The organism is Streptococcus sanguinis, from assembly GCF_050220005.1.
GTDB lineage: Bacteria > Bacillota > Bacilli > Lactobacillales > Streptococcaceae > Streptococcus > Streptococcus sanguinis_Z.
In genome coordinates, this window is sequence record NZ_CP071413.1 from 1,635,727 (window position 1) to 1,652,323 (window position 16,597).

Genomic DNA, 16,597 nt, shown 5'->3' on the forward strand with positions numbered 1-16,597 from the left:
GAAGTCTTTTTATCAATCAACAGACTTGAGTGCTTCCAGCATATCCACCCGTCTGAGGCGGTAGTTGACAAAGAAGCCAAGTAAGGTCAGAATAAGAGTCACTGCTGTTAGAGGGAACAGATAGACTGAGGGACTTACTTGAGGGTTTAAGCTGATAATGCTAGGCGCAACCTTCTCAATCAAAAAACGATGCAGGAAGAAACCTCCTAGAAGCCCAACTGCCATCCCAATTACTGAAAGAATAATGGTCTCTCGATAGATATAAAGTGTCACTTTCTTATTATGAAAGCCCAAAACCTTGATGGTGGACAACTCGCGAATCCGCTCAGCGACATTGATATTAGTCAGATTGTAGAGAATGACGACTGCTAAAAGAATGGAAATCAGCACCAAAACCAGCATTGTATTATTAAGAGAATCAGCTAGAACGTTGAACTGCTTCACCATGCTTGCATTTTGAGAAACACTCTTGACAGACTTGAGGCTCATAAATTCATTGGCCTTGTCCACAATATTTTTACTAGAAGAGTCCTTGAGCCGCACTAGATAAGTATTTTTCTCTAGCTTGTTCCCGTAAATCTTCTGGTAGTCAGTTGCCTTCATGAAGGCAAAATGACCAAAATGATTCTCATTGACTGCTGCGAGCTTGACAGACTTGCCATCCAGCTCTATACTGCCACCGGGGCTAACTCCAGCTATACGGGCCAATTTATCCGAAACGACTGCACCGTCCTTGAGAGTCAGCTTTTGCTGGTTGTCAGGACTTTCTAACGAAATAAAAGGTTCAAAATTTTCCTTGTCCGTAACCATTAAAGTGACTGATTCTGTCTCTTTTTTTCCTTTGTATTTCTCTGTCAAGGTTTCACTGTAGATCTCCTGATAATCAGCAATCGAGTCATCTGCCAACATCTTTTTCAGCTTGTCTTGCTCAGCTTGATTCTCCCCAGGATTGACAGCGACAATCAAGTCGTATCGCAGAATCTCCTCAAACTGACGCTTGGGAATACCACCAATAGAAGATTGGAGTCCTAGGCCGGCAAAGAGCAGGGCAACAGAACCCGCCACACCAAAGATGGTCATAAACATCCGCTGCTTATAGCGAAAGATATTGCGAGCTGTGACTTTCTGAGTAAAGCTAAGGCGTCGCCAGATAAGGGACAGTCTTTCCAAGAAAATCTTGGAGCCCTTGACCGGTGGCTTGGGCAAAAGCAAGTGAGCTGCTTCCTCTGTCAGCTCCCGTCTCGCTACCAAATAGGCAGGGAGAACACTGGATAGAAGGGAAAGCCCCAGGGCCAGTATACTATAGGAAACATAAAAATATGCATGCGGGGCAGAAAGCACCATCCCTCTGGTAATAATAGAAGAAATCACTCCCGACAAGAAATAATGTCCCAGCAGAATCCCTATGAGGGTACCTAGACTCCCCGCCACCAAACCGTAAAGAGCAAACTTGCGAATGATATCGCTGCTATGATAGCCTAGAGCTTTGAAGACACCTGCATTTGTTCGCTCCTCATCGACAAAGCGAGTCATGGTGGTAAAGGTCACCATAGCTGCCACCAGATAGAGCACCACTGGGAAAATATTACCAATCGACGCAATACTATTCATGGAGTTTTTATACATATGATAGCCATTCCCACCTGGCAGAGACTTGCGGTCATAGCTATGATAGGTCGGCTCTTTCAAACGATTCAGGTCTGCCTTAGCGTCAGCTATCTTGTCCTTGCTAGCTGATAAGTCTTTCTCTGCCTGAGCTAGCTCTGCTTTTTTCTGATTGAGCTGGGACTCAGCTTCCTGAATCTGCTGCTGGCTCTGGCTGAGCTGGGCAGGAGGGAGGATAGAAGCGGATTGAGTTGCTGCTAGCTGGCTTTTTTGCTGGTCCAGCTGACTCTGAGCTTGCTCTAATTGCTTTTTACCTTGGGTCAGTTCGCTCTCAGCCTGAGCAATCTTATCTTGGCCCTTCTGAATGGTGCTTTTGGCATCTGCCTCTAATTGCTTAAACCGGACCACTCCGTTATCTTCAAGGCTCTTGTCCAAAGCTGTCTGGTGCTGCTCCAAACGCTCCTGATAGCTTTCAGAGAAGGGAGCCAGCTTTTCTAAATCATGATAGCGCAGGCGGGCAATACTGTAAACATCTGTATCAAAGGCCTTGGGGCTGACTACAGCATAGGCAGATAAAGCCCCGCTGCCACTAGTCGCATTGCCCAGATTTCTATCAGACCAGAGCTCTGCCGAGTTGACAAATCCTACAATCTTATAGGTCTTGTTTTTCAGAACTGACCGACTGCCGGCCTTTTCAGTCAGATCAATCTCCTGGCCAAGCTTATATTTCTTAGACCAAAAGCTAGCCAGAGCAATTTCTTGCTCTTTCTTGGGAAGACGACCAGAGGTCACTTGAAAGTTTGAAATATCCTTGGTATCTGAGAATACTCGGAGGGCCTCCTCGTCCACGGTGACATCTGTCAGATAGCCAAACTCGACATCAGCTCCCTTGATAGCTTCCAGCTCTTTCTGATCCGCCTTATCCAAACCATAGTCCGCCATAACAGCCAAGTCCATGGTTCTCTGTTCTTTCAAGTAATCTGTTGCTGTTCTGCGCATATTGGGTGGAGCGACCTTGAGGCCCACGAGAGCTAAAGAGCCTAGCATCATGAGGATTAAAATAGATAGGAAACGTCCTTTAGAGCTAGTGAAGGAGCGCAGAATATCTTTCCAATAAATCTTTCTCTTCATATCAATACTCCAATGTACTTATATCCTGAGGCTCTTCATTGACTGTAACACTCTTAACTCTCGCATCGTGCATGCGGATAACCCGGTCAGCAATGGGAGCCAAGGCAGCATTGTGGGTTACGATAATAACAGTCGCTCCTTGATTGCGAGACATGTCCTGTAAGATTTGCAGCACTTGCTTGCCGGTATTGTAGTCCAGAGCCCCTGTCGGCTCATCGCAGAGCAAAATCTTGGGATTTTTTGCCACAGCCCGAGCGATAGACACCCGCTGCTGCTCCCCGCCTGATAGCTGGGCTGGAAAGTTATTGAGGCGATTTTCCATACCAACTGCAGTTAGAACGGCTACTGGATCTTGGGCATCCTTGACGATTTCAGAGGCCAATTCGACATTTTCCTTGGCCGTCAGGTTGGGCACCAAATTATAAAACTGAAAGACGAAGCCCACGTCATTGCGGCGATAGTCCGTCAGCTGGTGGGAATTGTAGTCAGCAATATTCTGGCCGTCTATCAGGATGTCTCCCTCATCATTGGTATCCATACCTCCGAGGATATTGAGCACTGTTGACTTACCAGCACCAGAAGCACCCAGGATAATAACCAGTTCCCCCTTTTCAATCTCAAAAGAAATATCATGATTGGCGACAATCTCCGTGTCACCTACCTGATAACGTTTAAAACTATGTTTCATTTCAATGTAAGCCATATCGTTTCTTTCCTTTTCAAAGCTCTTTTCCTTAAATCAACAATGTGTTGATTCTAAATCACAGATATTATATAATGAGCTTAGATAAAAAGCAATAATCAAAAATCAACAAAGTGTTGATTTAAGTAAAAAAGGAAGAAAAATGGTCCAGAAACGAAAAACTAGTACCAAGGAAGACATCAAAGAAGCCTTGATTCAGCTACTATCAGAGGAAAGATTTGATACTATCTCCATCAGCAAACTCTGCAAACGGGCTGGGATTAACCGCGGCACCTTCTACCTCCACTACCAAGATAAATATCAGATGGTTGATAGTCTCAAAAACGACATTATCTCCCAACTTTCTAGTTATAGCATGTTTGAAGCGGAGAACGAATATCCCAAAAAGTTAATGATAGCAAAATTTCATATACTCCGTGCTAATGAACGTCTTATCAATGCCTTGACCAAGAGCCATTATATGGACTTTCGGGAGGCTATTCGGGAGTACATAACCAGTATCATTCTGAGTGATAAGCAAAAGGCTGCTACCCAGCGTTTTTTAGAGGAGAACTTTCACATCCCTCAGAAATACGCCTTGGAAATCTTCCTATCCAGTGTTGAGGGGATTATTTCTCTTTGGATAGCCGGCGGAGCTCAAGAAGAACCTGAAGAACTCACTGACATAATTTTGACTACTTATAACTATGACTATTTAAGATAAAGGCTCTAGTTTAAAGGATAGCCTAGACAAAAATCGTTTTTTCACCAAGAAAGGCCGAACATTTTGCTCGGCCTTCTTTTTATTTTAGATTAGTTTTTATTTGTTTTCTTCAAAAGGAAGAAGACTCCTGCTAGGATAATCAAACCTGCAAGGCCTATGATGGTGACTTGCTCACCTGTTGATGGCAGGTCTTTTTTCTTAGCTTTGACAGACTGCTCATTTCGATACTGCACTTGATAAACAGAGAAATGATTGGTCGTGAAGCTGATGGTCTGGTTTTGATTAACCGTTACATCAAATTTCTCAACTTGTTTGCCATTTTCATCCAGAGCATAGACGGCATCTACTGGCAAGTCTTTGCGAACTGGAATCGTCACAAGTGTTGGACTGACCTGATGCACCGGCTGACCATTCGGATCGGTCAAGCTAATGTCATAGGTATCTGTCGGCTGAATCTTGCTTTCCAGTTTTTTCACTGACAGCTGAAGACCGGACTTGACCAAGTCAGCATTTTTCAAGCGAATGCCAGTTGCGACATCTACCAAGCTGTCATCTTCTACATTGACTTCCGTCCGTGTATCCGAACTGCTAGAAGTTGCTGAAGAAGAATTTGATGAACTTTGGGATGACAAAGAGCTGCTAGAATCTTTGCTGGAGCTAGATGGAGTGTTTTTTGTTGCTTCCTTGATTTTAGCTTCCATTTCTGCTTCTAGATCTTTCATTTCCTTAAAGACTTGGGCTGCTCGAGCCTGTGTTTCCTCAGTAACTTTGGCTGAAGAGTCTGGCAGAGCTGCATTGGCTGCATCTAGAGCATTTTGCTCCTCAATAAAGCGGGCTTCCAAGGCCTTCCACTTGTCTTGGACAGAAGTTCCAAAGAGGTCCTGATGCTTGGCCGCCATATCGTAGATATGAGATGCTACCCAGTACCAAGAGTCTGGACTGTAGCTAGTTGTGTTTACCTTATAAGCATCGTAAGTATCCGTGATATTCCCATTATAAGGCAGGTAAGGTGAGAAGCGCGGACTGCCTACCGCCAGCCACATAGTGCCTCCGCCCATATTGGCTGGAACGCCATCTTTGAGCTGGAAGATATGAGCTTCCATAACATTTGGATTGCCCAGCGGATATTTGTAAACAGGGTCTGTCGTACCGCGTTGTGGCAGCCCCTTACCATCTAGCTCCATTTGGTCCAGCGGTTTGAACTGAGTACCCTCAAAGCGATTGCGCTGCATAGCCATGACATCTGCTACACTGATCTTTCTGTCTGTGGAGTGCATGAGATCAAAGTAAGAGTCGTTATAAGACACGGCCGCATTTGGATCTAGACTGGTGATACCTGCCCAGGCACGCGAACGATCTGCCTCTGCCATCGGTGGATTGTAGGACTGAGAAATGTGGAATTTGCCGTAAATTTCTTTATAAGAGTTAGCTTGTTTGGCAACATCCTGAACACCTTTTGAGGCAATGACATTTTCTGTATCGTCAAAATCAACACTGCCCAAGAAGAAAGTATTAGGAAAGACAGCATACTTGTCATCTGGGAATTTAATAGCAACATATTGGTGACCGGATAGGATTTCCATATACCAGACACCAGTCTTGTCAGCAATGGTGATAATATTCCCCTCTGCTGCTCCCTGCTCTCTTACAATCTGCGCCATCAGCTCCACACCCTGACGAGCTGTCTGAACGTGGGGCAGAACGACAGTTGTCAGGATAGACTCAGCCAAGCCATTTTCTACATAAGGATCCACTTTTTGGATGGCATCATTAGCCTTGGCAGAAACTGTCGCAGAAATAGAAACCCCGTACTCATTAAAGCCAACCTCGTCAAAAATACCTTGGGATGGGGTCACATCTGATACAGAGGTATACTTGTAGCTTTCTGTCGGCAGGGTCCATTCAAAGCCGTTGGTTTCATCGACCAGCTTGGCACCACTCGCATTGGTCTTTCTCGGATGAACCAAAAAGACCTTATTGTGATTGGGCTCCAAGTCCTCTGTCCGACCGTAAAGCGTCGTGCCGTCTGCAGTCAGGTCTTTCCCAACGATAAATCCTGTGCAGGCTTCGACCACTTGGAAAGGAAAGAGGAAAATGGTCGAAAGAGCTAACAAGGAACGAAACAATATTTTTTTCATAAAAATATCTCCTTTGTTTTTTTGTAAAAAATTACAAAATTAAATACTATATTCAGTATAGCCTTTTACTCTAAGTTTTGCAAGCGATTTCATTTTTTGACGTATAAGATTTACTAGATAAATAATTCATTTCAAAATAGAAAAAAGCCAGATAAAATCTGACTTTAAAGACACGTGGCTGCGGAGGCACAAACCGCAGCCGCGCAAGTATCGCAGGAAAGAATGGATAGGAGAAAAAGAACAAACTTCTCTCCTATTACCAAACTGGTTGTGCTTCATAGCTTAGATTATTTTACTGTCTTCTCTAGACAATCAATCTTACCATACGCTGACCCGCTTATCTGGAGCCAGATACATGGCATCACCTTCTTTGATTTCTGGATAGGTTTCATAGAAGGCCTCTACATTTTTGAGTTGCTGGTTGACCCGCAGTTCGGACGGAGCATGAACATCTACCTTCAGGAGAAGTTGGTTAAATTGCAGACTGGCCTTGCTTCTCCAGATATTGGCATAGTTTTCAAAGTAATTCTTCAAGTCTGCATCTGGATATTTCTTTTTAACAACTTCAAGAGTAGCTGAAAGTCCACCCGCATCGGCTACATTTTCTGTTACCGTAAGCTTGCCGTTGACCTTGCCGCCGTAGATTTCAATACCATCCCACTGCTTGGTAACAGCTTCAATTTTCTTGTCAAAAGCTTTCCTATCTGCTTCTGTCCACCAATTGTTCAAATTACCCTCTTCATCAAAGTTTGCACCATTTGAGTCGAAGGCGTGAGTAATCTCGTGACCAATAACCATACCGATACCACCATAATTCTTTTCCATTTCTTGCTTAACATCAAAGAATGGATTCTGCAGGATTGCGGCTGGGAAGTTGATACTGTTATTTTCCTGTGAGTAGTAAGCGTTGATATCATAGGAAGGCATCAGCCACTCGTCCTTGTCTACTGGCTCAGAGAAGTGCTCAACATCATATTGATTTTTTGCCTGACTCAAAGCAATTGCATTTTCAAAGAAGGATTTTTTATCATCTACTTTTAAGGCCTTAGTCACTTCGCGAACTTTTTCAGGATAGCCGATATAGAGTTTCATCGTATCCAGCTTCTTGACTGCCTTCTGCTTGGTTTCTTCTGACAGCCATTCGTTTTTCAGCATACGTTCCCGATAAACTTCCTTGATATCTTTGACCATTTGGGTCACTTCTTGCTTGGCTTCCTCACCGAAATATTTGCGGCCATAGTAAAGACTAAAGACATCTGAAAAAGTTCCTGTTGTCAGGTTGTATGCTGCATCTTCCTTCGAAGTTGCTTCCTTAGTACCTTGCAAGGATTTTTGGTACTCTGCAAAAATCAGCCGATAGTCATCGGTTAGAAAACTAGATGCTGATGCTGCCTGCTTCACAAGCATCCAAGATTTGAGCTTTGCAAAGTTCTTGTCATTAACCACCTTGGCAAAATTTTCATAATACTTAGGGTTAGGTACATTGACATCACCAGATTCCTGGCCTAGATAGTCATTGATAATATCGTGAAACTTAAAGGTATCAGAGTAGGCATTGATGTCTTCTGCCGTCTTAGGATGGTGAAGATTTTTAATTTCCGAAGTTTCTTCATTACTTTGGGCATACTTGGCCAATTCTCCATCAAATTCTAAGGCTTCTTTGACAATCTTTTCGCTCTCTTTTTCACTATAGCCTAGCTTTTGAAAGGCTTCTTTGAATGCTTTTTCCAGCGGATCCATCATCCTTTTCTTAGCACCTTCATCTTCATAATAGCTCTTATCCGGCAGCATAAGACTTGGACTGGACAGATTCACTTGTTTCTGATTAGTATTTTCTAGGTTAGAACTGATTTCAAAGGTAAACGGCAGAGCCAAACCGCGTTTTTCCCAGTCAACAGCCTTGCCAGCTAGGTCCTTTAGATCGGACAAGTCTTCAATTTCCTTGAGATAGGACTTGAGAGGATCTAAGCCATCCTTTTCCCGCTGCTTGAAGTCAGTAGCTTGCTGGTAGTATTTGATAAACTCAGGCATGCCTTCAATCGTTGACTCTTCTTTACCAGAGACTAGATTTTTGACATCCGCCTTCATCTTATCCTTGACCTGCTCGTTCAGCTCATAAAACACACCATTAGACGGCTGGTCGCTAGGAATTTCTGCCTTTTCCAGCCATTTTTTATTGATGGCTTGATAGTAATTGGTCCTTACTGTGGCATTCTTATCGATCGGTGTCTCCTGAGGGACAAAGGTCTTATAAGCCCAGTAGCCACCGGCAGCCAAGATTAGGCCGGTCACAGTCAACGTAGAAGTTAGAATGATTTTCGTTCTTTTCTTCATGAGTTCCTCCTTGTATATTAAGTAAAATATAATTGACTTTTTTATTTTACTCATTTACTTTAACATATTCTTTTTTCCTCGTCAACAGAAAACTGAAGGTCTGGAAAAATTTGCCGCAAGAAGAGAGAATAAGGTCATTCAGTCTGCTTTTAAATGTGATCTGCTCTAGACTCACACTTAAAGAAAAACTAATGTTTTTTACCAGCTGTCCTGTTGCTTCCAGCTCTTTTCTCTCCCCCTTGCACTTTCTAGTATAGCGACCAAACTTCAGATATTTCTCAAGAAATTCTAAAATATTTCTAAAGTTTTTTACTAAAATAAAAAAAGACTGAGACAAAAATATCTCAGTCTAGCTTTATTATGTTCAAAAAACATTGTGGCTGAGACAATTTAAATTGTCTCCCAGACCTTTTAAACCTAAGCCTCAAAATAAGTGAGCCAAGCTAAATTTTCAAAAATTTAGTTCTGTCCTAGCATCTTCTACTGAATCTTTTTAGCCAGCATAGTCGCAAAGCACAGCTGAATTCGATTGCCGTTTTCATCACGGCGATGGAGGTGACCAGGATTTTCATTGTACTTAACCAGTTCCCAGTCTTTATAATATTCGGCAAGCTCACCTTCCTTAAAAGTAAAAGGAAAGGGAACAGAGCATGGGAAGTCTTGTGTATCCATGGCACAGACGATGAGATTGTAGCCACCAAGCGCTGTGTGCTCTTGCATATTGCGGATAATATCCGGAATTCGCTCCGCCTGGAGGAACATAAGGACAACGGTGGAAATAATTAAATCATAAGTCTGGGTCAGATTAGCTGAGTTGATATCGTAAGTACCCACTGGCAGATCTAAATCTTCCTGCTCCACAATGCTACGTAAGATTTCCAATGCCAGCTCATTCTGATCTACGGCTGTCACTTCAAAGCCCTGCTTGGCTAGAAAGAGAGCATTGCGACCTTGACCACAGCCTAGATCTAATGCCCGCCCTGGCCGGACTGTCTGCATAGCTTCCAAAACCTCTGAGTGAACTGGATTGCTGCCGTATTTCTTAGGGAAATAATCCTCAGGCCGACAGTAAAACTCCAAATACCACTCTAGGTCATCAGTCAGGGCTTCGACCCGATGCCAAGCTTGGGGCTGGGCAAAAGGATTATCCTGACCAGCCTCAAAAATGTGCTCAGCCAACTCCTCACCTTCCTCTGACATCTCGACAAACTTAAGGCGTCCCTTGAGAACAGTGATTTTGCCCCAAGTTCCCTCTTTGGTATTGTGCTTTCTCTTTACCGCTTCTGGCATGGTCTCAGCCGTCCACAGCGGCATACGTTTATAAGCTAGCAATTCTTCTGTCATAAAAAATCCTTTCTCTGAAAGCCAAGCTCCGAATAATTTAACTGTCTTTATCATACTCGAAAAGCACAAACTTGACAAGTGGAAAAGTGGTCAGAAGTTTTCTGTTTAGTAAATTTGACAATAAACAATTTAAGATAACTACTGTAGATGAGAATCACTAATATAAAACTAAAAAAGACCGGTCGCCCAGTCTTTCATCTTGTATTAAAATTTTTCATCTGTCTTGCGATGTCGAGGTTTTGCTCGCGACGTTTGATGGACTCGCGCTTGTCGTAATCGTGCTTCCCTTTGGCTAAGCCCAGAAGCAGCTTGGCATAACCGTCCTTGAGATAGACCTTGAGCGGCACCAACGTCATGCCAGTTCCCTTGGTCTCCTGCTCCAGCTTTTGGATCTGATTCTTATGTAGCAGCAGCTTTCTGCGGCGTTCAGGCTCTTGGTTCCAGATATTGCCCTCTTCATAAGGCGCGATATGGACATTGCTGAGCCAGGCCTCACCATTCTTGATCTGGGCAAAGCCGTCTTTGAGATTGATACGGGCAGCACGGACGCTCTTAATCTCCGTCCCTGTCAGCACTATGCCTGCCTCGATGGTATCCACGATGGTGTAGTCGTGTCTGGCCTTTTTATTTTGCGCGACGACCTTTCCTTCTCCCTTTGCCATGCTTGGCTCCTTTCTTGACTATTTCCTTGTAAAATGCCTTCTGGCTCTTGCCTTTCTTGGACTTCTTATCTTTCTTATCTCTGTAGCCTTTTTCTTTGGAAGAATGGCTGCGCTTGTCATCTTCACGGCGTCTCTTTCTGCCTGAGCTGCCTCTGCCACTCTTGCTAGTCTTTTCTACCAGGTCAAATTCACTAGGCAGGTATTCAAAGTCAATCTCGCCTGTAGCCTTATCCGCTCGAACCAGCTTGATGCGAATCTGTTGACCGACCTTGAAGACTACGCCGGACTTTTCTCCTTGCAGGGTCATCGTCCGCTCATTGTAGTTATAAAACTCCGGCAGGTTGGTGACATGAATCAAGCCCTCGACCGTATTAGGCAGTTCGACGAAGAGTCCAAACTTAACCACGCTTGAGACAACACCATCAAACTCTTCCCCAACGAATTCTTCCATGTACTCCGCTTTCTTCATGGCTTCGACTTCACGCTCGGCCTCGATAGCCCGACGCTCTCGGCTGGAAGATTGACTGGCAATATCTGGAATCACTTGCTCAAAATGCTCTGCTATTTCTTTAGACTTGCCATAATCCCGTACCATCCGATGAACCAGAAGGTCCGGATAGCGGCGAATCGGACTGGTGAAATGCGTATAAAACTCCGCTGCCAGACCGTAGTGGCCGTGATTGTGCTCCGAGTAGCGAGCCTGCTGCATGGAGCGCAGAAGCATCATGGATAGGACATCCTCATAAGGCTGGTCTTTGACCGATTCCATAATATCCTGCAGGGCCTGTTGACTCATAGAGCTAGCCGTCCCGTATATCCGAATCCCAAAGCTAGAGGCGTAGTCGATAAACTTCTGCACCTTCTCCGCCTTAGGCTCCTCGTGGATCCGATAGATGAAGGGCAGATTTAGCTTAGCAAAATGCTCAGCCACCGTCTCATTCGCCACCAGCATAAAGGATTCAATCATACGCTCAGCAATTCCCCGCTGACGCAGGACAATGTCCACCGGCCGGCCTTCCTTATTGACCATGATTTTGGCTTCATTAGTGTCAAAGTTAAGCGCACCGCGTTTAAAGCGCATGCTTTCCAGAATCTCATGCAGCTGGACCATACTGTCAATACTAGGCACAATTTCCTTGAACTGCTCAGCTTTTTCCTGATTTCCAGCAATGATGTCGTTGACATCACTGTAGGTCATGCGGAAGGTCGTCTTGATGACAGTTTGGGTGATGGTATGCTTGACCACGCGCCCCTTGGCATCAATCTCCATGATAGCCGACTGGGTCAGCCGATCCACATTTGGATTGAGCGAGCAGATTCCGTTGGACAGGCGCTCTGGCAGCATAGGCACCACGCGGTCGGTCACATAGACTGAAGTCGCCCGATTGAGGGCTTCCTTGTCCAGCTCAGAGCCTTCTTTGACATAGTAGGACACATCTGCGATATGGACGCCTAGCTCAAAGTTGCCATTTTTCAGGCGCTTGATATGGACAGCATCGTCCAAGTCTTTGGCATCCGCTCCATCGATGGTGAAGATAACCTCTTCACGCAGGTCCAAACGCCCTGCCAAATCACTCTCTGTCGGTGCCTCTGGAACTCGCTCGGCTTCTTCCAAGACCTTTTCTGGAAACTCAGAGACAATATCCATCGACTCCAGCACTTCCAGTACATCAATGCCTGGATCATTGACATGACCGACCACATCGACCAGACTAGCCACAAAGAAATCGTGTTTCTTGGTCGGATATTTGTCAATAGCGACCTTGAGCACCTCTGTACCATCCAGAACCATAGCTGGTTTTTTGACATAAATAGGCTGGCTTATTTTCTGATTTTTCGAGCGGATATAACCCGCATACTTGGGCTTTTCCTCATCCAGAACCAGCTGACCAACCGCTGACGTCAGGCTGTGCTCCAAAATATCGATAATCTTAGCCTCAGCTGATGTTCCCTTGATACGGTCTGCCACCTTGGTAATGACTACTTCCACCGTATCGCCATCAATGGCATGATTGACATCATTACGGCCGACAAAGAGATCATCCTCTTCCTCATTCAGGGTGACAAAACCAAAGCCATTCTTGTGGGCATGAAAAACACCCTTGAGCGTCAGACGCTCCTGCTTTTTCTTCTCATAAAGCTCAATCCGCCCCTTGTCATCAAAGCGAATCTGATGCTTTCTTTCCATCTGGGAGATGGTCTTGACCAAGCTACTAAAGGCCTTGGAAGAGTCTTTCCCCAAAGCAGCCGCCAGCTCATCCACGCTGGCCTGCTGCCTGTCTTTTAAATATTCAATGATTTCTGATTTCATATTCCTCTTCTCTTGATGAGCGTTTTCTTCATCTCTTCTAAATCTCTTTAAAACTTAAAAAATAGGCCAAGACGAAGTCAGAGCCCATTTTATTTACTAGATAATACTGCTAATACCAATGCAATCAGTAGCCAGAAGAAAATCATGATTCCCGTCATACGCTGCATCACAGCTTCAAAACCGCGTGCCTTAGGACGTTCAAACAAGTCGTTGGCACTGGCATCAAAGACGTTGCTGGACTGATTTTTAGTTGGCTGCATGAAAATTGCAATGACAATAATAGCTGATAAAATGACTAAAATGGTTAATAATAGGTTGTACATAAATAAAAACTCCTTAAAATCCTATCTATTTTATCATAAAATCTACTTGGATTCAAGATGTAAAGTAACTTTTCTTTCCTTAGGACAATACTTTAAGACCTTTATTTTTTCCGGATGCGTTTTAGTATTTTTGCTGGTCAGATAGTTCTGACTGCCGCAGCTGGAACATTTTAAATTTATTTTAACGCGCACTAGATATCCTTCTTTTTAAATAAATTTCGAAAACTAAAGAGATTGGCCAGCATACTGATAGCAACTAGACCTGCTGTTGCATAAAAGACTGAATGATAGCCATAGGCTGCCGCAATGACCGATCCAGACATAGGGCCGACCACTCCACCCAGATAAAAGAAAATCTGATTATAGCTGAAAATTCTAGAGATTCCAAACTTGGGTGTTATCTTACTTAGCAGAGCATTGACACCTGGTATCAGCGCTCCTGTTCCTAGGCCAAATAAAAAGCGATAAAAGCCTAGCTGCATAGGGGAACCAGCATTGGCACAGAGCAGATAAATTAGGATTGAATAGAACTGAGCCAGCACCAGAAGCCGGTGATTGCCGATACGATCTCCTAACCACCCCAGAATACTGGAGCTCATCATGCTGGAAAGTCCCATGCTAGAAACGATGAGACCCGAAACAAAGATCAGATTGTCCTTTTGCCCCAGCTCTCTGACATAGAGGGCAAGGATAGGGCTGATGGACTGAGCTGCAAACTGGATAACAAAGCTGGTCAGAAAGAGATTCATCAGCATCTTAGGATACCTAAGTTGACGCAGCAATTCCCTAAAGCCTACCTCTTCTTGTCGGGTCACCGGCACAAAATCCTCCCGAATCAAATAAAAGGTCATCAGGGCTGCCACTAGAAAGAAGCCGCCAATCAGGAGAAAGACATTTCGAATACCGAACATCTCCGCAATCAGACCACCAATAAATGGACCCATAAGATTACCCGCAACGACACCGGTCGAGAGAGTTCCCAGAGCATAACCCGTTTTTTCCTTGGGAGCCTGACTGGCAATCAGAGCTGTACTGTTGGGAATATAACCAGCAAAAACACCGTTTAGAAAGCGTAGGAGTAGAAGCCAGAAAATATTGGGCACAAAGGTAATACCGCCCATAGTAAAAACCATGGCAAAAGCCGCACGTACCATCATAGGCTTGCGGCCATATCGATCAGCCAGACTTCCCCAAACAGGAGAGAGCAGGGCCGCTGAGATTGCAGAGAGAGAAATCCCTAGCCCAGCGTAATACTCCACCTCATGACCTCTGGCACCCAGCTGCTCCACGAAAAGTGGCATAAAAGGCGTCACCAGAGAAATGCTGGCACCTGTCAGGAAGTTCCCAAACCAAGCGACTTTCAGGTTATGTTTCCAATTTACTTGTGTCGTAATAAATCATCTTCTTTCTAATTTCTGCAAAGCATCGCGAATCTGCTGTCGAGTTTCCTCAAGCGAGCCATTATTACCAATCAGCACATCCGCCCTCTTTCGTTTTTCTTGTAAAGATAGCTGAGCTGCTATGCGTTTCTCTGCTTCTTCCTGACTGAGAGCATTTCGAGACATAAGACGACTGAGCTGAGTTTCCTCAGTCACATCCACCAGCCAGATCTGGTCAAACCAATCTTCATATTGTAACTCAAACAGCAAGGGAAGATCCATAAAAAAGATATCTTCCATCTCTGCCAGCAAATCCCGTCTGCCAGCCAGTTCCTCGCGGATAATCTGGTTTTGTATTTGACTGGACTGGGCCAAGAGTTCGGGATCCCCAAAAATCATAGCTCCCAGCTTAGGCCGATCCAAGCGCCCATCTTCCTGTAAGATAGCTGGACCAAAAGCGGATAAAAGAGCTTGATAAAGGCGTCCGCCCGGCTCCTGCAGCTCATGCACTACTTGATCCGCATCAATGACTTGGTAGCCCTGCTGCCTTAAAAACTCTGTCACTGTTGACTTACCCGAGGCAATGCCGCCAGTGATACCGATAATTCTTGCCATGACAGCTACCTCGTTTTCTGACAATGAGGACAGAGATGTGTACCGCGTCCACCCAGCTTAATTTTCTCAATCGGGCTGCCGCATCTAGCACAGGGGTGACCAGTCTTTCCATAAACCTGCAGAAAATCCTGCATCGTGCCATCTTCACCTAGAGCATTGCGGTAGGTCCGAATGGTCGATCCTCTCTTTTCAATCCCGAGCTGCAAAACTTCTATAATCTGCTCACGCAGCTGCTTCACTTCAGCAGGCTTTAGACTATCTGCCGGCCTTGCCGGATGAATCCGCGCCCGCCAAAGGGCCTCATCTACATAGATATTGCCCAGCCCAACGACCAAGGTCTGCTCCAGTAAATAGGGTTTGATGGGCTTCTTGGAACGATTCAAAGCTGCTACAAAAGGAGGCAAAAGAAAGTCCGCCTCTGTCGGCTCAGGACCAAGCTTTCTAGCAGCAAAATAGGCCTCCAACTGATCCTTTCTCAACAGCTCCATGGTCCCAAACTTGCGAACATCCTCATAAACAAGCGTCCCACCATCCGTCATCTCGAAAAAGACATGGGCATGCTTGCGCTCAGGCACCGCATCAGGATAAAAAAGATACTTGCCTTCCATTCTCAGATGGGAAACCAGCACCCCACCCGTCAGGTAAAAAAGCAAATACTTGCCCCGACGACCGATCTTTTCAAAGGTCTGGCCTGGCAAGTCGTGGACAAAGCTGTCCACTCCCGTGCCAATCATCTTGGCATAGCGGACCTGCACCTGCTCAATCATCTTACCAACAACCAGACGCTCCAAACCACGCCTAACCGTTTCCACTTCAGGTAATTCAGGCATAAAGCTCCTTTCTTATTCTTTCACATCTCAAAGCCCCATAGCAAAGCTGTCCGAAAAATACTCATCCATCATCAGGCGATGTTTATCCGATACATTTTCCAGCTCTGCTATTTCTTCTTTAGAAAAAAAGCCTAAACGCAGTGTTTCCTCATTATGAAAATTGGAAATATCAACATTCTTCAGTGCCTGAAATTCATACAGAAAGACAACCGTCTGCACTTTGTCACCATTAGGATAAGATTCATCAAAATTAGTGTAGACATTCAGCAAGCGCTTGGCTTCAACAGCAATGCCTGTCTCTTCGTGAAATTCGCGCACGGCTGCTTGCAAAGAAGTCTCCCCGAGCTCCATAGCTCCACCAGGAATCGCCCATGTTTTCTTATCACCTCGCAACTGCAGAAGCACACGACCTTCCTCGTCTGCCAGAAGCCCACCGGCAAAATTCAAGATAACCTTATCATGCCCCACCTTGGAGCGAATATAGGAAATATAGTCTTGGTTCATATCATAAATCATTAT

The 16,597-nt window shown here is 44.8% G+C and carries 14 protein-coding genes; 1 reads left to right on the plus strand and 13 read right to left on the minus strand.

What is annotated here, in order from left to right; translation table 11 throughout:
- Positions 1–12: 12 nt before the first annotated feature.
- Together J1C86_RS07955 and J1C86_RS07960 are read right to left on the minus strand one after the other, a co-directional pair.
- The gene (locus tag J1C86_RS07955; protein WP_125408858.1) at positions 13–2,736 is read right to left on the minus strand and encodes an ABC transporter permease; all 2,724 of its coding nucleotides are present in this window, start codon (positions 2,734–2,736) and stop codon (positions 13–15) included.
- A 1-nt stretch (position 2,737) separates the two neighbouring features.
- Positions 2,738–3,439 carry an ABC transporter ATP-binding protein gene (locus J1C86_RS07960; protein ID WP_125340958.1) on the minus strand — a complete coding sequence of 234 codons (702 nt, stop codon included), beginning with the start codon at positions 3,437–3,439 and terminating at the stop codon, positions 2,738–2,740.
- A gap of 142 nt (positions 3,440–3,581) precedes the next feature.
- Between J1C86_RS07960 and J1C86_RS07965 the strand changes: the two genes are divergently transcribed.
- On the plus strand, positions 3,582–4,142 hold the full coding sequence (locus J1C86_RS07965; protein ID WP_125408859.1) for a TetR/AcrR family transcriptional regulator: 561 nt from the start codon (positions 3,582–3,584) through the stop codon (positions 4,140–4,142).
- Between the two features lie 89 nt (positions 4,143–4,231).
- On the opposite strand, the gene J1C86_RS07970 is transcribed toward J1C86_RS07965, so the two are convergent.
- The 11 genes from J1C86_RS07970 to J1C86_RS08020 all read right to left on the minus strand — a co-directional run bounded on the left by J1C86_RS07970 (position 4,232) and on the right by J1C86_RS08020 (position 16,582).
- Entirely contained in the window at positions 4,232–6,280 is a 2,049-nt protein-coding gene (locus J1C86_RS07970) for a C69 family dipeptidase (RefSeq protein WP_125405219.1), read from the minus strand.
- 318 nt (positions 6,281–6,598) lie between these two features.
- Positions 6,599–8,668, minus strand: a complete 2,070-nt coding sequence (locus J1C86_RS07975; protein ID WP_125408860.1) for a M13-type metalloendopeptidase — start codon at positions 8,666–8,668, stop codon at positions 6,599–6,601.
- Between the two features lie 426 nt (positions 8,669–9,094).
- A complete protein-coding gene (gene tehB, locus J1C86_RS07980) occupies positions 9,095–9,958 on the minus strand; it encodes an SAM-dependent methyltransferase TehB (protein WP_125405224.1) in 864 nt (287 codons plus the stop codon).
- 194 nt (positions 9,959–10,152) lie between these two features.
- Entirely contained in the window at positions 10,153–10,620 is a 468-nt protein-coding gene (gene smpB / locus J1C86_RS07985; protein ID WP_125405227.1) for an SsrA-binding protein SmpB, read from the minus strand.
- Positions 10,583–12,931, minus strand: a complete 2,349-nt coding sequence (rnr, locus tag J1C86_RS07990) for a ribonuclease R (protein ID WP_125405230.1) — start codon at positions 12,929–12,931, stop codon at positions 10,583–10,585. Before rnr ends, smpB begins: the two co-directional genes overlap by 38 nt.
- Positions 12,932–13,020: 89 nt before the next feature.
- Positions 13,021–13,254: a preprotein translocase subunit SecG gene (gene secG / locus J1C86_RS07995; protein WP_002894878.1), complete on the minus strand. Its 234-nt coding sequence runs from the start codon at positions 13,252–13,254 to the stop codon at positions 13,021–13,023.
- Positions 13,255–13,296: 42 nt separating this feature from the next.
- On the minus strand, positions 13,297–13,446 hold the full coding sequence (gene rpmG, locus J1C86_RS08000; RefSeq protein WP_125408861.1) for a 50S ribosomal protein L33: 150 nt from the start codon (positions 13,444–13,446) through the stop codon (positions 13,297–13,299).
- Complete coding sequence (locus tag J1C86_RS08005; protein WP_312022653.1) at positions 13,446–14,648, minus strand: multidrug efflux MFS transporter; 1,203 nt, start codon at positions 14,646–14,648, stop codon at positions 13,446–13,448. Before J1C86_RS08005 ends, rpmG begins: the two co-directional genes overlap by 1 nt.
- A 3-nt stretch (positions 14,649–14,651) precedes the next feature.
- Positions 14,652–15,248, minus strand: a complete 597-nt coding sequence (gene coaE / locus J1C86_RS08010) for a dephospho-CoA kinase (protein WP_125405236.1) — start codon at positions 15,246–15,248, stop codon at positions 14,652–14,654.
- A gap of 5 nt (positions 15,249–15,253) precedes the next feature.
- Positions 15,254–16,078, minus strand: coding sequence for a DNA-formamidopyrimidine glycosylase (gene mutM, locus J1C86_RS08015; protein ID WP_125405239.1), 825 nt, complete (start codon positions 16,076–16,078; stop codon positions 15,254–15,256).
- A gap of 27 nt (positions 16,079–16,105) precedes the next feature.
- A complete protein-coding gene (locus J1C86_RS08020) occupies positions 16,106–16,582 on the minus strand; it encodes an NUDIX hydrolase (RefSeq protein ID WP_125405242.1) in 477 nt (158 codons plus the stop codon).
- Positions 16,583–16,597 lie beyond the last annotated feature (15 nt).